We start from the raw sequence: 17,816 nt of genomic DNA, 5'->3' as shown, positions 1-17,816 counted from the left end.
TCAGGCAAAGCGGGCTTCGGATTGGAGCGCGCATCCTCTACCTCTTGCGACGGCCGTGCACCGCGTCCGACAGGCGTTCCAGTGCGGTATCCAGCGTTTCATCCTTCTTGGAAAAACAGAACCGCACCACCGACGTCACTGCATCCTGTTCATAGAAAGCCGACACCGGGATCGCGGCGACCTTGTAGTCGCTCACAATGCGCCTGCAGAACTCGACGTCTGTCTCATTCAGCCCAAGCGGCGACAGATCGACGGTGAGAAAATACGTGCCCTGCGACTTCAGCACGGGAAAGCCGATGCTCTCCAGTCCCTTCGTCAACCGGTCCCTGCTCCGCGCCAGCTCCTTGCGCATATCGTAAAAATATTCGTCCGGCTTGCCGAGGCCATAGGCCACCGCCGCCTGCAGGTTCGGCGCGGTGGTGAAGGTCAGGAACTGGTGCACTTTGGCCGCCACCCTGAGCAGCGGCGGCGCGGCGCAGACAAAGCCGACCTTCCATCCCGTCAGCGAAAAGATCTTGCCGGCGCTGCCGACCTTGATGGTGCGGTCGCGCATGCCCGGGATCGTGATCAGCGGGATATGCTCGCGGCCGTCGAAGATCACGTGCTCCCAGACCTCGTCGCAAATCGCGATGGTGTCGAACTTCTGGCAGAAGCGCGCCAGCAGTTCGAGGTCTTCGCGGGGATAGACGACGGCCGCCGGATTGAGCGGGTTGTTGAACAGCACCGCCTTAGTCTTGGGATTGAAGACGCTGGCCAGCATCTCTTCCGTCAGTCGCCAGCCCGGCGGCTCGAGCCGCAGCAGGCGCGGAATGCCGCCGGCCTGGCGGATGATCGGCAAATAGCTATCATAGACCGGCTGGAACACGACGACCTCATCGCCGGGTTCGACCACGGCGAGAATGGACGCGGTCAGCGCCTCGGTGCCGCCCGAGGTCACCATCACTTCCGTCATCGGATCGAGCGAGAGCTTGTGCCAGCGGCCGTAATGAGCGGCGATCGCCTGCCGGAGTTCCGGAATGCCCATCATCGACGGGTACTGGTTGTAGCCGTTCAGGGTCGCATCGGCCGCGGCGCGGCGGATGTCCTCCGGCCCGGGATCGTCGGGAAAGCCCTGGCCGAGATTGATGGCGTTGTTGTCGCGCGCCGCCTGGGACATCGCCTCGAACACGGTGACGGGAAGGTCGGCAAAGACCTTGTTCATGGATGTCATGGGCAGATCAGCCGCCGGTCTTGGTCGGCAATCCCGCAGCCTTCCAGCCGATGATGCCCCCTGCCAGATGCTTGTCGTAAGGCAGCCCTGCCGCCTGCGCCGCGAGCGAAGCCGTCACCGAGCGCTTGCCCGAGCGGCAGGCGAAAACCACCTGCTTTCCCTGCGGTTCCGGAATGGCCGCCGGATCGAAGCTCTGGAGCGGAACGACCACTCCATCCGGATAGGCCTCCACCGCCACCTCATTGGGCTCGCGGACATCGACCAGAAGATAGCGCCCTTCCGCCATCCCCTTGGAAACGTCTTCCGGCGTCAAATCGTGCACCTGATGGTCCGCCACGCAATATCCTCCTGACAACTTGCCGCGCGGGCTCCGACAGGCCCGGCCAAGCGGGCGCCAAAGTCGCCCCTCGCGCGGTGAAAATCAAGCGCCGCGAACGGTTTAAAGCGCCGTTCGAACCTCCGGCCTCAGCTTCGCCGGGGCGGCTATAGAAGCTGCTTCGCAATGGGCCAAGCCCCACTCGGCGACTGAGGACCATTCGCCCGGTAACCTCGACGAAGGTAGAATGCCATCGCGTTCGAACTGGCTTCGGCCCGCACCGCCCGAACGCCTTGCTCGCACATCAGCCGCTCGAACATCTCCAGTAACCCCGCGCCAACGCCCCGGCCGGCAAATTCCGGGGCGGAATAGAGTCCCTCCAACCAGCCGCCGCGAATGGCCCCCCATCCGGCTACGATGCCGTCCAGCTCGGCCACCCAGACTTCCAGCTCACGCAGCTTTTGCTCCATTCCGGCGCGCGTGAGCTTCGCAGCCCACGCCTGCGCTTCGGCAACCGGCATTTTTGGCGGCGCAAGCTCAAGGATCGATCGTCGTCGAATATCGTAGAGATCGCTTGCGTCCTTGCGCGTCGCCAGACGGTGAACGGCACCCATATCACCTGCCTTGAGTCAAACGGACCTGCCGGGCCCTTGGCAAGACCCAACACGCCCTAACCGTTGGTTGCGGCCGCCGATGACCATTCCTTGTCGACTGCGTCGACGATCGCGAGCTTCACGGCCCACGCCACACGTTGCGTGGCCCAATCGCTGTCGTGCAGCCTGTGTTCATCGTTCGGGTCGACCATCCGGTCGAACGAGACCTGCTCGACCTGATGCAAGCCCTTCATGAATGCGAAGCGGCGAAACACATTGACGCCCGCGTCCTGCGCCAGTTCGCTGATCGCGCTGACCATCGCCATCGCCTTGTCCTTCTTGGCCGGCGTCAGCACGGCCGGCACATATTGGAGGTCCATCAGGATGAGGTCGGCCTGCGTTTCGTCACGCAGCTTGACAAGTCCATCGCGGATCGCCCGGCAAGTTTCGTCGAAAGAGGGAGGCGGAGGATTGTGGTCCAGTCTTTGCCAGACTGCATTCGTCCCGACCTGCCAGATCACCAGATCGGGCTTTTCGGCGATGACGTCGGTATCGAACCGCTCGAGCTCGATCGGCGCTTCCTGGCCGCCGACTCCCTGGTTGACCATGGTGATCCTGCCTTTCGGATATTGGGCCTGAAGAAGCGACAGCAGCCGTTCCGGATAGGGTTTGATCTTGCCGTCGCCCGCCGTGGTCGACGAGCCGATCGCGACGATCTTGGCCCGTCCTCTGGCGAGGCTCTGCGCAAAGTTGGCCAGGCCGTGCTCGAAGGGAATCGGCTCAACCGGGATCTGTGAGGGATCGCTGTCCATGGGTCACCAGTCTGCTAAAGCCGAGACAACGTGAGGTGGAAGAAGAATAGCGCGCCTCTGCGAGATCGCCTAGCTTTGCGGCGCGGATCAGCCGCGCCGATGCGATGAGACCTTGCCATGGGGTGCGCTAACAGCCGATAGGCCGCTCGGATGTCTCGCGCCACAGGTGAGCCAGTTCACATCAAGATGAAATCGGAAGGAATAAAATGCCCATGCCCACCTGGCGTGAACCAACACTCCATCGCGTGGGCGGCAAAAAGGAGTCTTCCGATGAAATCCGTTTTAGGAATGTCGGCAGCTACTCTGCTGCCGGGCATCATCGCTGCCGCGATGTTGGGCGCGCCAGCGCGCGCCGATGTCGTCACTGACTGGAACGTGACCACCGGTGCCCTGGTGGCCAATGACCTCGGCAACAATCCCAAACTGCGCACCTTGGCCATGGTGCATGTTGCGATGTCGGATGCGATCAATACCGTGCATAACCGCTACACCCGCGTGGTCGCGACCGTTCCGGCTGCTCCGGACGCGTCGGCCGAAGCCGCGGCCGCGGCGGCCGCGCGGCAGATCCTTGTTCAGATCTACCCAACCAAGAAAGACAAGATCGAAGAGGCCTACGCGGCATCGCTCCAGGCGATCCCGGACGGGTCCGCCAAGACCGAGGGCATCAAGCTGGGTATGGCGGTCGCCGACGCAGTACAGGCCGACCGCGCAAACGACGGCACCAACGCTCCGGACACTTACCGGCCGCACACTGCCCCAGGGGTATGGGTGCCGACCACACCGCCGATGCGGGAGCAATACGCGCGCGCAAAGCCATGGGTGTTTGGGAGTGCCCACCAGTTCCGGCCCGGCCCGCCGCCAGCACTGTCGAGCGCCGAGTGGGCGCGAGACTACAACGAAGTCAAGAGCCTCGGCGGCACCAAAAGCACGGCGCGTACCGCTGAGCAGACCGAGGCGGTAAAATTCTGGGAAAACATTAATTTCGGCCCGGCATGGCAGGCGGCGGCGCGCGAGCTCGCCATGAAGCAGGAGATGCCGCTTGCCGAATGTGCCCGCCTGTTCGCGCTGCTCAACATGAGTCTGGCGAACGCCTACATCGTCAATTGGGAAGCGAAGTACACCTATAATTTGTGGCGCCCGGTCACCGCGATCCGTAACGGCGATCAGGACGGCAATGATGCCACTGAGCGAGATGCCGGCTGGACCTCCTTCAACCCGACGCCGATGCATCCGGAATACCCCTCGCAGGCGACGATCAACGCAACGATCGCGTTGGCGGTTCTGGAATCAATGTTCGGTCCCGTGAACGCCATTCCTTTCACGGCAACCGACGTGCGGGATGCGAAGCGGACGCGGCAGTTCGCCAGCCTGGCCGATATGGCCGAGGAGCAGAAGAATGTCCGCGTCTGGGGCGGCGTGCACTATAGATTTGCGATCCGCGCCAGCGAAGACGTGGGCCGAAAGGTCGCGGCCTACATGATCGAGAACACGCTCAAGCGGGCGCGTTGAGCGCTTGAGTTGATCGCGCGAAAGTCCCGGATGAAAATCCGGGGCTTTCACCGATGTTCGAATGTGGCGCTTAATCGACGCAACATCTCAACGGAGGGCGAGCGGCCGCAGCGTCGTGCCGGCCACGGTGCCGCGGATGGCGTTTGTGGTCAGGATATAGGCGAACTCGTAGACACGATCGGCGGCGAGCTGCTCGAGGTTATTGAACTCCAGGATGTGCACGCCCTGCTGGACCAGCAGATAGACGTGGACCGGGATGAAGCTGCCGCCAACGGCCTGAGAGTCGGCCGGCTTTGGCGGCCCATATTCGAGCCCGGATGTATCGGAGCCGAGCACAAGCGCGCCCTTCTCCTCGACGAGCCACTTCGCGGCTGTCAGGCCGATGCCCGCCGAGTCGTGCTGGCCGATTTTGGCATGGTCGCGGCCGTTCTCGCCCCAGTAGCGCGCAGTTCCCGTGCGCAGCAGAACGACCGTGCCCGGGGTGACGTCGACGTTCTGCGCCTTCAACGCGCCCTCGATGTCAGCGACAGTGATCTCATAGGAAGACGGAAGGGCCTCCACGTTCTTGAAGCCCGCAACGTCGACCAGGACGCCCCGCGCAACGATCGGCGGGATCGTGGTCACGTCAGCCTTGCGAACGCCGAAGTCGCCGCCCCACTCGTCGGACGTGAAACCGTTGTAAAACTCGTTCTTCGGTCCGTGCGTGATGTGGCCGAGCCCATCAATCTGGGTCGCCACGTTGTCGTTCATGAAGATCGCGTTGCTATGCCAGGCGGTGATGCCCGTATTGCCGCCCTCCGGCGTGGTGAACGGCAGATCCTTCTGGCTCCTCACGCCCGCGGGCGACCGGAAACTCATGATTTCGCCCGGGCTGTGGCCGGGCCATTTGTATGAATAGCGGTCGTACGGAAGGCCTAGATCGTAGACCTTACCCTGTGTCACGAGCTTCAAGGCGGCCAAACGAGATGCATCGGTCATCTCGTTGAGGTTTCCGACCTCGTCCTGAGGCCCCCAAACCCAGCCCCACCCTTTTCCTTTTGACCACTTCTTCATGCCACCGTCCTGCGCATAGCCGCCGCCGGCGGCGAGTGCGAGAACGGTCACGGCGAGCAGGAATCGCGAAACTACCTTCATGGAATCCTCCCGGAACGACATGGATAGCTTAGCTTGGCCAGTCTAGGCCTGAGCCGACCGTGGGATCAACGAGATTGTCGGGTCAGCGCCGCCACGCCACGGAGAACAGGAACGTGAGCTCGCAGCACTTTGCGAACCTCACGCGATGTCCAACCTCGAGCCCAGAATACGCACCAACGCGGGCATTGGCCGATGACTCTGAACTTGGGTTCACGCCCTGGCCCAGTCCGAGCAGCAATTTGAATTTGGGACAGCTTCGTTGTCCGTGTGTGGACGCGCAATGCAACTTGTCTCATTGCCGTTGAACCTTCGCGAGGCTCCCGTGACATTGAGGGGCTTTCGGGACCACTGGAGGTTCTGATGACGAGGCATCGAACGATTACTGGGTTCGTGGCTGTCGCGCTGCTCGCTGTCGTGGCAACCGCCGCTACTATGAGGTCGCACTCGCCCGAGGGTACTGTCGTCTCCGCCGGCACGAATGGCCTTACGGTTGACGCGAACGAGCTCCCGACTGCGAGTTTTGACGACCGATGGTCCGCGATGTCTCCTTCGACAACGGACGCGCCTGAGCGCGACATTCGCTGAGTACCGCCGCAATCGGCCTACTTGGCGAAAATTGTAGAGAAGCCGAGCGACGCTTTCGCGTGACGGGGCGCGGATGCGCATGCGGACGCGGATGCGCGCACGACAAGGCGGGTATTCTTGTTGCCAGACAGGTTATCGTCACACGACGCCTTGATTTCTACACTTTTTGAGCAACAAATTGCGACACACAAGTCTTGGAGGACACGCGATGATGGGGCGTGGGCTCGCGTTGTTACTGGTGGGGCTGCTCGGCGGCTGCGTGCAAACGACGCTTGCGCCGTCATCGAACGCCAGTTTGACCCCTAGGGACCGGCAGTTACTCGCCCACGCGCCTTACGCGCAAGCGAGCATTCCGGAGACCTACCGCCGACATATTGTCGACTACACGCGCAAAGAGCTGCCGGGCACCATCCTGGTCGATACCAACGCCAAGTATCTGTACTACGTCCTGCCGGGAGGCAAGGCGATCCGCTACGGCGTGACTGTGGGAGAGGAAGCGCTGGCGTGGTCCGGCGTCGCAACCGTTGGCCGCGTGGCTGAATGGCCGGATTGGATCCCGACGGCGGAGATCCAGGCCCGGCTCGGCCCCTACCCGAAGCGCGTTGCAGGAGGTCCGGCCAATCCGCTGGGCGCGCGGGCGATCTATCTTTACGAAGGCAATAAGGACACCCTATACCGCATCCACGGCACCAACCAGCCGGAATATATCGGTCAGGCCATCTCCTCCGGCTGCATCCGCATGCTCAACGAGGACGTCATCGATCTCGTTAATCGGGTGAAGCTCGGCGCGATCGTCGTCGTCCTCCCGCCGGGTCGGAGTGCGTAGCGAGTTGCGCAGCGTGAGGCGCCACTGCGCTGTTCGCAGTTCTTCGTCCCACCCACGCCGCGCGCGAAATCTGCGTCATTGACTCGCGTGAGGCATCTGCAGCTTGGCGATGCGGTCGTCGGCGCGGCGGAGCCGCCGACAAAGCTCGCGGTTGATATTCTGAATTACCATCACATACGCATGGATGTCGGTTTTGTAGCACGTGTAGAGCTTTTGTGCCGTGAGCTCGTACAGCACCGTTGGGCTCTCCGCGACGACGGTGGCTGATCGGTTCTGCATTTCGATAAGCGTCATTTCGCCGAAGAAATCACCGGGCCCGAGATCCGCCATGCGAATCACGCGTCCGGCATCCGCCCGCTTGCTCACCACGAGCTGGCCAGAGTGAACAATGAACATGGAGCGCCCCGGTTCTCCTTCCGCGACGACAGTGGCACCGGCGTCGAAGCGGCGTTCGACCAGCATCGAAATCAGGAGATCGAGGCCCGCATCTGAAAGGCCACCGAAGAAAGGTGTGGCGAGCAAGAACGCTTTCAGATCGGCGGAGCTGACAGCCATCGATAAATATACTCCCGCTCCTAGAGGTAGACCGAGAGCACCGTTTGAGCGGGACGTCACCGGCCTTGCGGGCGCCGACCGATTCCTAGCTTGGTATCAAACTTTTCAATCGGCCGCATAGAACGCCTCCCGGACGGGATTCGAAATGGGACCGGAGCCAATGATCGCCGTCTGGGTCATGACTACGCCGATGACGCGGTTTGTCGGATCGATCCAAAACTGCGTGCCATAGATGCCGCCCCATCCATAGCTACCGGCCGGAAGACGGCTCTTGGCTGCGGCGGGATCAGTCAGAATCCCAAAGCCCAGCGTGAAGCCCCAGCCGGGCCCGCGAATCGTCGGCATGTTGCCGGTCGCGTTCTGCGTCATCTGCCGGACCGTCTCAGCGCGGAGCACCCGCACGCCGTCAAGCTCGCCCTCGTTCAGCAGCATCTGCAAGAACCGCACGTAGTCACCGATAGTGGCACTCATGCCGGCGCCGCCGGAATTGTACGCCGTCGGAGAGAAGGCGCGGTTCGGGTCGAGGCTGGCAGTGCCCTTGGTGGGTGGGAACGGCACCGCCTCAGGTCCCATCACGGGAACGTAGCCTGTGCCGAGTGCGCCCGTGACCTGTGCGGGTCGCGTCACCTGCACGAAGCGTGAGCGAACGGTCTCAGGCACGTTGAACACAAAGCTCTCGATGCGCAAGGGCTTTGCAATGCGCTCGGTGACAAAGGATTCCAGGCTGTTTCCCGTCACCTTCTCGATGACGGCGCCGAGCACGTCCGTCGCAAGCGAGTATTCCCAGCCCGTACCAGGCTGATAGCCAAGCGGAACGGAGGCGAGACGCTGCATTGCTTCAGCGGTGGTTACTTCGGGCTGATCTAGCCCGTCGGTCACGCGCGCGTCGCGATATGCATCCACGAGCCGGGGATTATTGATGAAGTTATAGGAGAGCCCGGCGGTATGGGTCAGCAGTTCGCGGATTGTCGGGGGCCTGTTGGCCTGCCCCTCGGCGCCGTCGGGCCCTCGCACCCGAAACTTGGTGAACTCGGGGAGGAAGCGGCTAACCGGATCATCCAGGCCAATTTTGCCCTGCTCGACAAGGATCATCGCCGCCACCGAGGTGACAGCCTTCGTCATTGAGGCAACTCGGAACATGTCGTTTGCGCCGATCGGCGCGGTACTCCCAACCTCGCGAACGCCGACGCTGCGGCTGTAGACCGGGCGGCCGTCTTGGAGGATCAGCACCACGATACCCGGAGTGCTGCGGCCTTCCACCAAACCCCGAAGGACTTCATCGAGCTTGGCGTTGCGCGCCTCGGGCGAAAACGCCTGGGCCACCGGGACGGGGCTGAGCGCGAAAGCTATTGCTGCGGCCCCAAGCAGTCGGATGACAAGACGACGTGAGATCATGATATCCCTCCCGTGGACCTGTTCTGACGCCGCCATTCTGCAGCCCCTTCAGGTGGGAAGCAATGTCTAGCGCATGTCCGCGTTTGCCTCATTGTGGCCGGTCCGAGCACAGCGCAGGGACATCTGCTCCAGCCACGAATAGCTCACTTTGCTTCTCGCAATCTGCAACCTCATGCAGCCGGGTTGGACCGGATCTGCCGGGCTTGAACGGTCTCGTCTTGTTCCAACGGCAGGGAAAATTGAAACACTGCGCCCCGCGGTTCGTTCGCGCTCGCCCACATCCGTCCACCGTGAGCCTCGACCATCGAGCGGCAGATGGCGAGGCCCATGCCCATGCCCTTGGCCTTCGTCGTATAGAAGGCCTGGAACACGCGCTCGACATCCGCCGGGTCCAGGCCCGGGCCGGAATCGCGAACCGTGACGAGCACGCCGCCCGCGACCTCCCTCTCGCTACTGATCCGCAACGCGCCTGCCCGCTGGTCGACGCCGTCCATCGCTTCAATGGCATTGAGGATCAGGTTTAGAATTACCTGCTGAAGTTGGGTGCGATCGCCTTTCACCATAGGCAAGCCCGGCGCGAGGTCGGTCTGCAGCAAGATGCCATGCTTGAGCACTTCGCTCCGGGTCAGCACGACCATTTCGAGGATGGCTTCATTGAGGTCGAACCGATCGTTCCGCGGCGGCACCTTGTTGATGAGGGCCCGGATCCCGTTGATGACGTTGCCGGCGCGCTTGCCGTCCTCGACGATACGACGAAGGGAATCCCGAACCTCGCCGAGATTGGGCGGTTGAGCGCTGAGCCAGCGCAGGGCAGCCCCGGCATTGGTAACCGTCGCCGCGATCGGCTGGTTGACCTCATGGGCAATCGAGGCCGTCAATTGACCCATCGTGGTGACGCGATTGGCGTGCGCGAGTTCCGCCTGCATGGCGCGCAAGGCTTCTTCGGCCCGCCTGCGTTCGGTGATGTGCCGCCCGACACCGCGGTAGCCGACGAAGCGTCCCGTCTTGTCAAACACCGGCAGCCCGGAGACGGACACGTAACGCTTGCTGCCGTCGGGGCCAGCTCGCGCAAGCTCAAAATCGCGAAACGGCAAGTGGGCATCGAGCGTTTCCCGGTGCTTGCGCCAGGCCTCTTCATCCGGCTCCAGGTAAGGCACTTCCCAACGGGTCTTGCCGATCTCGGCGCCCGGCGCCGGCGCGTCGGCAAGGCTCTCCGCGAACTCCTGGTGAGTGAAGCGATGTTGCGCATCAGTCTCCCAGTACACGTCGAAAGAGAACTGCACGAGGGTGCGAAAGCGTTCCTCGCTCTGCCGCAGTGCCTCTTCCGCCCGCTTGCGCTCGGTCAGATCGAGGACAAAACTAACGCCTTGATCCGGGCTTTGTTCGAACATCACCCCGCCGAGCAGCACGGGCACGCGACTGCCGTCCTTCCGAAAATACTCTTTCTCGAATGGCTGGACGGTCCCCATCCGCTTCAGCTCCGCCACCGTGCGTGAATCGCGGTCGCGCCATTCCGCCGGCGTCAGGTCGGTCCGGCTCAGGCAACCCGAGGCAAGATCCTCCCGGTTGTAACCCAACATACGGAGAAATGCGTCGTTGGCCTCAAGAATGCGACCTTCGAGATCCCAAATGATGATGCCAACGATGTTGGCGTCGACCAGGTGCCGGATCTTCTTGTCGCGCGCGAGGAGATCGCCGTGGAGCGCGATGTTCTCCGCGATCGCCTTACGCCGTCTTATCGCTTCGAGCCGTGCAAGCGCCAACGCCACCACCGCCAGGACTGCGACAATGACGATCGCGGTCGCGATCAGCCAGGCTTTGCTTTGTTCGAGTGCCTCGGCGCGCTTCTCCTGATCCACGAGCAGGAAACGCTCGTGGTCCACCATCTGGTCGATTTGCGACCTTATCTCGTCCAGGCTGCGGATCATGGTCAGCGCCGCCAGCCCGGAGGTGCTGGCCGTCTTGACGATGTCATCGATCTCACGCAGCTTGGCTGCAACTGTCAGCGCCAGATGTCCGGCACGATGGTTCTGCAATGGATCGTTCGCGACGAGCGCCTGGAGCGCCTGCGCGTCTCGTCGTACGCTTTCGTCGGAGACGCCGTAAGCCTTGAGATATGAGGGGTCGAGAGTCAGCAGATACCCGCGTCTTTGGGCCTCCACGTCGGCGATGACCGCCCGCAGCCGATCCAGCGTGTCGAGCACCTGATGGCTGCGCTCGTGTGCAAGACTCACCGCTTGTCGCTCCTGCCAATATCGAAGGCCGAGAAAACTGGTCGAGACCACGACAGCCAGAACCACCGCGACGACCACCAGCGTCAGCGGACGAGCAAACCACCGAAAGGACTGGGTCAGAGGGACTGACATTAGCCTTAAGTCTTCGATGCTCGCGTGAGCGGCTCTTTTCTGATGCCGATGAAGAGTATTGCCAGTATAGTAAAAATACAGGCGCAGTCTGCGTAGTTTAGATAGGAACCGGCACGCTCAACCCTGCAGATTGCACCGGCTTAGAAGCCCGTCAGTCCCCTCGCAAGGGGCCAGAACGTCACGGGTAGGATCGCTCGGCTGTTGTGAAGGCCACTCCCCGCCAGGAGCAACCACATGGCTCCAAATGAAATGGTGCAGGGTGAAAAGCTTCCGAGCCGTCCCGGGTCGGCCAGCCGGCGCAGCTTCGTCAAGGGATTGGGCGCAGCGGGTGTCGCCCTGCCGGCCCTCGTCATCCTGCCGCGGTGGGGTTTCGCAGAGGATGTCGCCGGTGTCTATGCGCACGCTGCGATAGATTGGAAACAATTTGCCGGGCAGACGATCACGCTCGCAGGCGCGATCCATCCCTGGTCGAACGCGATCACACCGCTTCTGTGGGATTTCACCAAGCTCACCGGTATCATCGTCGTCACCGACTTCCGATTGGAGACCGCGTACATGGGCGCGCTGCCGATCCAACTCGCCCGCGGCAGCAGCACACCCGACGTCTTCATGTTTACGGCCTATGGCCAGGGCATCTCAAAAGGATGGCTCGAGCCGTTGAACGCCTATTATTCCGACCGGTCGCTGACCGATCTCGGCTGGTATGATGAGAGCGATCTTCTCAAGACAGCCCGAACCTTTCCGTTGTGGCGGGACGGCGAGCGCTACGCCTGCCCGATCACTTCCGAGGCCGTGACCTTGTTCATCAACGGCGACGCGCTGGCAGCCAAGAATCTGCGCGTTCCCCAGACTTTCGACGAACTCCTCACCACCGCCAACGCGGCCAAGACCAATGAGATGTCGGGGATCGCGATGCGGGCGCAGGCCGGCGGCAATTCGTCCGTGCCGGCCATGAGCTTCGTGTTCTCCTACGGTGGGGACATGGTCAAGGACAACAAGGCCGCTTTCACGAGTCCGGAGGCCATCGCGGCCGTCGAGATGTACGGTCGATTGCTCAGTCAAGCCGGACCTAGCGGTGTGAGCGGCTATGAATGGTACCACGTGCTGGACGACTTCCTGCAGCGCAAGACGGCGATGGCGATCGACAGCAGCAACTTCGCTACCGACATCTCCAATCCAGCCAAAAGCCACGTTGCCGGGCGGACTGTGTTCGCCGCCTTTCCACATGCCCCCGGTCGCACGTCCGTGCCCTTCATGTCGCACTGGCAGGCCTGCATCAATTCCCATTCAAGAAACAAGCGGGCGGCGTTCTTGTTTCTGATGTGGGCGACAAGCAAACCGACCTCGCTGCGGACCGCCGCAGCCGGGCTGGCGACGACACGCGTGTCGGCCTGGTCGAGCGAGGACTTCAAGAAGGCGTTCGGCGCACAAGCCGCCGAGGCGGCGCTGACCAACTTGCAGAATGCCGACGTCGACCGCGCCAAGGCGATCCTTTTCCATCCGCTCTCGAGACCCATCCTGGACGCTTTCATGATTGGCGTGAATGAAGTGGTCACCGAAGCGAGACCAGCGAAGATTGCGATGACCAACGCCGCCGAGAAGGCCAATGCGGCGATCCGCGGATAGCGGAGCTAGATCGTCACCTATGTTCCCCCTAGTTGCAGTGTGAGGCACCGTTGCGCTCCATGTCGCTGGCTGCAGTTCTTCGTCCCACCCCACAAGCTGTACGCGTAATCTGCATTCAGGCCCGGGATTTCAAAGCAATTACCTTTCGAACAAGATCGGCGAGGCTGTTGGCGCCCATCCTTTCCATCACCCAGGCACGATAATTCTCCACAGTCCGGGTGCTGATCCCCAGCTTGTGCGCGATCTCCTTATTTGACAAACCCTCCGCCACAAGTCGCATGACTTCAACCTGTCGTGGTGAAAGCTCGGCCACACGGGCTTGAAGGGCCGCGCGTTCTTTGTACTCGCTTCTAAGGCGGTTTCCGCTTTCGATCGCCTGCGAGATGCTGGCGATCAGCCGTTCATCGTCCAACGGCTTCTCGATGAAATCGAAAGCGCCTTGCTTGATCGCCTGCACAGCCATCGTGACATCGCCGTGCCCTGTAATGAAAATGAGCGGTATCGCTCCTGCATGCTCTTTCAGCTTCTGTTGCAGCTCGATACCTGACATCCCTGGCATGCGAATGTCCGAAACGACGCATTGGGGCGGTTCGGTGGCCAGCGCGTTCAAAAAGCTCTCCGCTGACGAATACGCTCGCACCGGTATCCCCCGCCCCTCAAGGAGCATGCTCAAAGAATGCAGAATTGCGTTGTCGTCGTCGATCAGAGCTATCGTCATGCAGCCGAGTCCGAACTGTGCACGGCTGGCAGCGTAAACGATGCTGTAGTGCCGTGCTTTGTGCTTTCAATCCGAAGCTCCCCGCCATGAGCTTCGATGACCGATCGTGAAAGCGAGAGACCTAGTCCCAATCCATCCGGCTTCGTCGTGGCAAAAGCAGCGATTGCGTCGTCCCCGAGATCGGGGTCAATTCCGGGACCATTGTCGCTCACGCGGATCGTGACCTTTCCATTCGGTCCTGTCACACCCTCGATCACGATCTTGCCATCATACCGGCCCGCGCCAGCCAACGCTTCGGCGGCATTGCGGACAAGATTCAAAATGACCTGCTCAATCTGCAAGCCATCCGCGAGCACCGGTGGGACATCCCGTCCAACCGACGTTTGACACCCGATGCCCCGCCGCTCCAGCTCGGGACCAAACACCGCGACTGCCTCTGCTACGAGCGTTGTGACACTGACGGCACTCGTCTCGATGCTCCCAAGCCGGATGAAATCGCGCAAGCGATTCACGACGGCCCCCGCTCGATCGACTTGCACGATCGCCTCCGCCGATGCTGTTGCGGCGGCTGCAGTATCAGGTGGCGTTTTCTCGACGGCCCGCTTGGCAAGCCGGACATAGTTGCCGATCGCGGTGAGCGGCTGGTTGATCTCGTGCGCGACTGCGGCGGCAAATTCTCCCATGGTTGCAAGCCGCCACGCGCGATGAAGGGCGTCCTGGTGTATTCGGAGCTGATGTTGTGTGCGCCGCTGCTCCGAAACCAGTACTCCGATGGCAAGGCCGGTCGCCGATAGAACGATCATCAGCGCCTGATAGGCAACGACATCAGTTCCGCTTTCATGTGACAGCTCGATCGCAGCGATCAATCCAATCTGAATGACGGCGAGGCCAAGCGTCACGCCCTCTAGACCGAACCGCACTGCGATCCAGACGACCGGAACGAAAAACACATAAAAAAGCTGGAAACGGAGCGCCTCGGTGAAGCCGAATAAGCCCCAGAGCCCGACAAGAACCAGGAAAAGAATTGCCGCAGCTTCCCACGAGACAACGGGAAAGCTCCGCCGCGTGAACACGATGAGAGCAAACGGCGTGAAGACGATCACGCCGATCAAGTCGCCGATGAAAGCGCGCAGCGATACCTGTGCGAAATCATGTGATGCAATGATCCCATGCAGTACAAGAACAAGTGCGTGTCCAATCGACACGAGCGCAATGCTGGCGGCAGCTATCGTCACGAGCCACAGCAGGGAGCTGCGGGACGACAATGAACGATCGAAGCGGAAGCGACGGTGCAGCAGCAGAAGCGCTGCCGAGCCATATCCGAGGCCCGTAATCGCCACGACAAGCAACTCAACGCCGGGCGGAAGAGGCAGGTCGCGAACCATCAGATCGGCAATCAGCGGCGCCGCAAACAGCCAAGGCATGTACGTGCCGCCGAACAGCAGGATCAGTGCGAAGCTGAGGCCGGTTTGCGGATTCCAGGGTGTGATGCCGAACGTGGCGAACGGATGGACGTAGCTGATCCAGTCGAGCAGCACGTAACTGACAAGATAGCCCAAGCCGATCGCAAGATACCAGCGCGACATCCGAAGCACCAGTGGACTGCCTGAGTCCATGTTTTCGAACTCCGGTTGCCGCATGATCACGTTACTCTGCGGCGCATGATATGCGCGATTAGGTAGTTTTACTCCGGGAACACCCACACCGCAAAAGCCCCGACGGTTTCGCACCGAATTGTTCGGAGGCAGCGTGGTCGTCAGTCTAGCCCGAGCGGAATGCGCACAAAAGGCGAGACTCGGTGCCGAACGAAACGTCCTTCGAAGTCGCGGCGGCGGCAATCTTTGCGATAGCTGTGCTGCATACCTTCTCGACGCGGTCGTTCGAGCGCATGGCGCATATTCAACCGCGCCATGCCGGGCTTTGGCATCTGCTCGCAGAAGTCGAGGTAGTGTTCGGGTTCTGGGCGGCGGTTCTGATTGCCTTCATGGTAGTGAAGATGGGCAGTACCGGCGCGCTCGCCTATCTTGAAAGCCGCAATTTTACAGAGCCGGCGTTTGTCTTCGTGGTTATGGTCATTGCCGCGAGCCGACCGGTCATCCAGATGGCGGCGGCCCTGCTTCGCCTCGTCTCGCACCTGATTCCCTTGTCGCAACCCACCGCGTACTACCTCTCGCTGCTCTCGGTAGGTCCATTGCTCGGCTCCTTCATCACGGAACCTGCGGCGATGACACTGACGGCGCTCCTGCTCCGCGACCAGTATTTTGCTGGCGGGGCGCCGAGAAAGTTCATGTACGCCACGGTCGGGGTCCTGTTTGTCAATGTGTCCATCGGCGGCACGCTGACGCCCTACGCCGCGCCTCCCGTGCTCATGGTTGCAGAGCAGTGGGGCTTTGACCTTGCGTTCATGTTGAAAACGTTCGGATGGAAGGCAGCACTCGCCGTGGCAGTCAATGCTGCAGGCGTCACGTTTCTGTTCCGAAACCATCTGCGGAAGCTCGCAGTGTCACCAGCAAAGCTGGATGTCCCGATCTGGAGTTCCGGAGTTCATCTTGCCTTTCTCGGCGCGGTTGTCGCCTTCAATCATCACCCGATCGTATTTCTCGCGCTCTTCATGTTCTTTCTCGGCTTTGCCGAGGCGTACAAGCGCTATCAGTCGCCGCTCATTCTGCGGGAAGGCCTGCTAGTTGCGTTTTTCCTGGCCGGCTTGGTGGTGATCGGCGGTCAGCAGAAATGGTGGCTGCAACCGCTTCTCAGCGACATGGAGCCAACCATGCTGTTCACGGGCGCCATCTTGCTGACTGCAGTGACTGACAACGCGGCCCTGACATATCTTGGCTCGCTCGTCGACGGCGTCTCCGACGAATTCAAATACTCCCTGGTCGCGGGAGCGGTGACGGGCGGTGGGCTCACGGTAATTGCAAACGCACCGAATCCGGCGGGATTCGCGATCCTGAAGAACAGCTTCGAAGACGGAACGATCAGCGCAGGCGGACTTGCCTTGGCTGCGCTCGTTCCAACCCTCGTCGCCGCTGCGGCGTTTCAGATGCTCCCGTGAATCTAGACGGAGATATGCATGACAAACCAGGCCACGACAACAACTGCACCCGGCGGCACCGGGCATGAAGTCGCCAGTTCGGCAACAAAATGCATGCGCTTTCTCGCCGTCGTCGATGGCAGCGAACGCACCAATCACGTTGTCGATTTCGTGGCCGCCATAGCCCAAGGCAAGGACAAAGTGGAGGCCATTATTCTGAACGTGCAGGATCGACATTATGAGGCTCGCCTGCGCGGCTATCAGAGTTTCAAGAAGGACGAAATCGAGGACCGTCTGATCAACGATGTCGGATTGCCTATCGTCAATGCTGTGAGCAAGCGATTGGACAAGGTGGGCGTCGTTTGCCTGTCGAAGGTCAAAATTGGCGATCCGCTGCCGACAATTCTCCGTTGTGCGACCGAAGACAAATGCGACGTTATCGTCCTGGCAGATCCGCAGCGGCAAAGCGTGCGGCGCTTGTTACGCGCCATGGGCTTGCCGCTTGTATCTTCCCTAATATCCCGCGTCATCACGGCCGCCTTGGTTCCGGTCGTGATTGTGAAATAGAAGTCCACGTCACCTAGCGGAACTCGATCGCCCGGTGCCCTCCTCCGCGTCCTAAAAATTGTGGTAGTGTCCCGGCGCGAAATCGCGGCGGAGTTGCCATGAAAGCCTTTGAGATATTCGCGATCTACGTAACGCCTTTCGTCATCATTGCGGTGGCAATCAAGCTTTTGATGAAGCGTTATGCCGTCGATCTGACCGACGTCCAAAATCAGGGCTCCAAGCCGAGGCGCAGATTTCTGCTCGGAGCTTGGTATTCAGACGAATAGGTACCCCTTGGCCGCGCGTGGGTGACGGCGTGAACGGGACTTCAGCTCGAGGTTGCCACTGCCGAGCGGCGTTCCACAAAAAAACAACAATCCGGTCAACTAATGGCGTGCATTGAGGAACGTGTCATGGTGCACCGCACCGACATCGCCGGGCGCAATACGGGGCAGGCAAATTCCGACGGCCTGTGCAACGATGGCCTGTGCCGCCCTGCGCTGAATGGCGCCCTTCTCGAAAACAACTTCTCACGCAGGCGACAAGACGTGCTGCCGTCTCGTCTCGACGCTCGCTCCGCCGGTCCATGCC

At 61.3% G+C, this 17,816-nt stretch carries 16 protein-coding genes; 6 read left to right on the top strand and 10 right to left on the bottom strand.

Going from position 1 to position 17,816, the window contains the following annotated elements; genetic code table 11:
• Positions 1 to 37: 37 nt before the first annotated feature.
• From KJQ96_RS06725 to KJQ96_RS06710, 4 genes are all read right to left on the bottom strand, one after another.
• A complete protein-coding gene (locus tag KJQ96_RS06725; protein ID WP_213285906.1) occupies positions 38 to 1,210 on the bottom strand; it encodes an aminotransferase in 1,173 nt (390 codons plus the stop codon).
• Positions 1,211 to 1,217: 7 nt separating this feature from the next.
• Positions 1,218 to 1,496, bottom strand: a complete 279-nt coding sequence (locus KJQ96_RS06720) for a rhodanese-like domain-containing protein (protein ID WP_051379298.1) — start codon at positions 1,494 to 1,496, stop codon at positions 1,218 to 1,220.
• A 197-nt stretch (positions 1,497 to 1,693) separates the two neighbouring features.
• Entirely contained in the window at positions 1,694 to 2,140 is a 447-nt protein-coding gene (locus KJQ96_RS06715; protein ID WP_213285905.1) for a GNAT family N-acetyltransferase, read from the bottom strand.
• A 56-nt stretch (positions 2,141 to 2,196) separates the two neighbouring features.
• Positions 2,197 to 2,931, bottom strand: a complete 735-nt coding sequence (locus KJQ96_RS06710) for a GDSL-type esterase/lipase family protein (RefSeq protein ID WP_213285904.1) — start codon at positions 2,929 to 2,931, stop codon at positions 2,197 to 2,199.
• A gap of 270 nt (positions 2,932 to 3,201) precedes the next feature.
• Between KJQ96_RS06710 and KJQ96_RS06705 the strand changes: the two genes are divergently transcribed.
• Positions 3,202 to 4,440, top strand: a complete 1,239-nt coding sequence (locus KJQ96_RS06705; protein ID WP_213285903.1) for a vanadium-dependent haloperoxidase — start codon at positions 3,202 to 3,204, stop codon at positions 4,438 to 4,440.
• Positions 4,441 to 4,527: 87 nt separating this feature from the next.
• On the opposite strand, the gene KJQ96_RS06700 is transcribed toward KJQ96_RS06705, so the two are convergent.
• Entirely contained in the window at positions 4,528 to 5,574 is a 1,047-nt protein-coding gene (locus KJQ96_RS06700; RefSeq protein WP_213285902.1) for a cyclase family protein, read from the bottom strand.
• A 793-nt stretch (positions 5,575 to 6,367) separates the two neighbouring features.
• Here KJQ96_RS06700 and KJQ96_RS06695 point away from each other — a divergent pair.
• On the top strand, positions 6,368 to 6,985 hold the full coding sequence (locus KJQ96_RS06695) for a L,D-transpeptidase (protein ID WP_213285901.1): 618 nt from the start codon (positions 6,368 to 6,370) through the stop codon (positions 6,983 to 6,985).
• Positions 6,986 to 7,060: 75 nt separating this feature from the next.
• On the opposite strand, the gene KJQ96_RS06690 is transcribed toward KJQ96_RS06695, so the two are convergent.
• The 3 genes from KJQ96_RS06690 to KJQ96_RS06680 form a co-directional block, all read right to left on the bottom strand.
• Positions 7,061 to 7,540 (bottom strand): Crp/Fnr family transcriptional regulator, encoded by a 480-nt coding sequence (locus tag KJQ96_RS06690; protein ID WP_213285900.1) that lies wholly within the window; start codon positions 7,538 to 7,540, stop codon positions 7,061 to 7,063.
• Positions 7,541 to 7,645: 105 nt separating this feature from the next.
• Positions 7,646 to 8,935: a serine hydrolase gene (locus KJQ96_RS06685; RefSeq protein WP_213285899.1), complete on the bottom strand. Its 1,290-nt coding sequence runs from the start codon at positions 8,933 to 8,935 to the stop codon at positions 7,646 to 7,648.
• A gap of 170 nt (positions 8,936 to 9,105) precedes the next feature.
• On the bottom strand, positions 9,106 to 11,301 hold the full coding sequence (locus KJQ96_RS06680) for an ATP-binding protein (RefSeq protein ID WP_213285898.1): 2,196 nt from the start codon (positions 11,299 to 11,301) through the stop codon (positions 9,106 to 9,108).
• A gap of 234 nt (positions 11,302 to 11,535) precedes the next feature.
• Here KJQ96_RS06680 and KJQ96_RS06675 point away from each other — a divergent pair, with 234 nt between their 5' ends.
• Complete coding sequence (locus tag KJQ96_RS06675; RefSeq protein WP_249733821.1) at positions 11,536 to 12,927, top strand: ABC transporter substrate-binding protein; 1,392 nt, start codon at positions 11,536 to 11,538, stop codon at positions 12,925 to 12,927.
• Positions 12,928 to 13,042: 115 nt separating this feature from the next.
• Here the strand turns inward: KJQ96_RS06675 and KJQ96_RS06670 are convergent, their stop codons facing one another.
• Positions 13,043 to 13,645 carry a response regulator transcription factor gene (locus KJQ96_RS06670; protein WP_213285897.1) on the bottom strand — a complete coding sequence of 201 codons (603 nt, stop codon included), beginning with the start codon at positions 13,643 to 13,645 and terminating at the stop codon, positions 13,043 to 13,045.
• Complete coding sequence (locus KJQ96_RS06665; protein ID WP_213285896.1) at positions 13,642 to 15,261, bottom strand: ATP-binding protein; 1,620 nt, start codon at positions 15,259 to 15,261, stop codon at positions 13,642 to 13,644. The genes KJQ96_RS06670 and KJQ96_RS06665 overlap by 4 nt, the downstream gene beginning before the upstream one ends.
• Positions 15,262 to 15,443: 182 nt before the next feature.
• Between KJQ96_RS06665 and KJQ96_RS06660 the strand changes: the two genes are divergently transcribed.
• The 3 genes from KJQ96_RS06660 to KJQ96_RS06650 all read left to right on the top strand — a co-directional run bounded on the left by KJQ96_RS06660 (position 15,444) and on the right by KJQ96_RS06650 (position 17,512).
• Positions 15,444 to 16,700, top strand: coding sequence for a putative Na+/H+ antiporter (locus KJQ96_RS06660; protein ID WP_213285895.1), 1,257 nt, complete (start codon positions 15,444 to 15,446; stop codon positions 16,698 to 16,700).
• An 18-nt stretch (positions 16,701 to 16,718) separates the two neighbouring features.
• Positions 16,719 to 17,246 carry a universal stress protein gene (locus KJQ96_RS06655; RefSeq protein ID WP_213285894.1) on the top strand — a complete coding sequence of 176 codons (528 nt, stop codon included), beginning with the start codon at positions 16,719 to 16,721 and terminating at the stop codon, positions 17,244 to 17,246.
• Between the two features lie 98 nt (positions 17,247 to 17,344).
• Complete coding sequence (locus KJQ96_RS06650; protein ID WP_213285893.1) at positions 17,345 to 17,512, top strand: hypothetical protein; 168 nt, start codon at positions 17,345 to 17,347, stop codon at positions 17,510 to 17,512.
• Positions 17,513 to 17,816: the final 304 nt, after the last annotated feature.

This window comes from Bradyrhizobium sp. sGM-13 (genome assembly GCF_018398875.1).
Taxonomy (GTDB): Bacteria; Pseudomonadota; Alphaproteobacteria; order Rhizobiales; family Xanthobacteraceae; genus Bradyrhizobium.
This window is presented reverse-complemented; position numbering and strand designations above follow the sequence as displayed.

What these genes read in the sequence shown, in the direction of transcription:
- KJQ96_RS06650 (WP_213285893.1), top strand. Translation starts at nt 17,345, where the DNA reads ATGAAAGCCTTTGAGATATTCGCGATCTACGTAACGCCTTTCGTCATC.
- KJQ96_RS06710 (WP_213285904.1), bottom strand. Translation starts at nt 2,931, where the DNA reads ATGGACAGCGATCCCTCACAGATCCCGGTTGAGCCGATTCCCTTCGAG.
- KJQ96_RS06705 (WP_213285903.1), top strand. Translation starts at nt 3,202, where the DNA reads ATGAAATCCGTTTTAGGAATGTCGGCAGCTACTCTGCTGCCGGGCATC.
- KJQ96_RS06680 (WP_213285898.1), bottom strand. Translation starts at nt 11,301, where the DNA reads ATGTCAGTCCCTCTGACCCAGTCCTTTCGGTGGTTTGCTCGTCCGCTG.
- KJQ96_RS06695 (WP_213285901.1), top strand. Translation starts at nt 6,368, where the DNA reads ATGATGGGGCGTGGGCTCGCGTTGTTACTGGTGGGGCTGCTCGGCGGC.
- KJQ96_RS06690 (WP_213285900.1), bottom strand. Translation starts at nt 7,540, where the DNA reads ATGGCTGTCAGCTCCGCCGATCTGAAAGCGTTCTTGCTCGCCACACCT.
- KJQ96_RS06715 (WP_213285905.1), bottom strand. Translation starts at nt 2,140, where the DNA reads ATGGGTGCCGTTCACCGTCTGGCGACGCGCAAGGACGCAAGCGATCTC.
- KJQ96_RS06675 (WP_249733821.1), top strand. Translation starts at nt 11,536, where the DNA reads ATGGCTCCAAATGAAATGGTGCAGGGTGAAAAGCTTCCGAGCCGTCCC.
- KJQ96_RS06685 (WP_213285899.1), bottom strand. Translation starts at nt 8,935, where the DNA reads ATGATCTCACGTCGTCTTGTCATCCGACTGCTTGGGGCCGCAGCAATA.
- KJQ96_RS06655 (WP_213285894.1), top strand. Translation starts at nt 16,719, where the DNA reads ATGACAAACCAGGCCACGACAACAACTGCACCCGGCGGCACCGGGCAT.
- KJQ96_RS06725 (WP_213285906.1), bottom strand. Translation starts at nt 1,210, where the DNA reads ATGACATCCATGAACAAGGTCTTTGCCGACCTTCCCGTCACCGTGTTC.
- KJQ96_RS06665 (WP_213285896.1), bottom strand. Translation starts at nt 15,261, where the DNA reads ATGGACTCAGGCAGTCCACTGGTGCTTCGGATGTCGCGCTGGTATCTT.
- KJQ96_RS06670 (WP_213285897.1), bottom strand. Translation starts at nt 13,645, where the DNA reads ATGACGATAGCTCTGATCGACGACGACAACGCAATTCTGCATTCTTTG.
- KJQ96_RS06720 (WP_051379298.1), bottom strand. Translation starts at nt 1,496, where the DNA reads ATGGCGGAAGGGCGCTATCTTCTGGTCGATGTCCGCGAGCCCAATGAG.
- KJQ96_RS06700 (WP_213285902.1), bottom strand. Translation starts at nt 5,574, where the DNA reads ATGAAGGTAGTTTCGCGATTCCTGCTCGCCGTGACCGTTCTCGCACTC.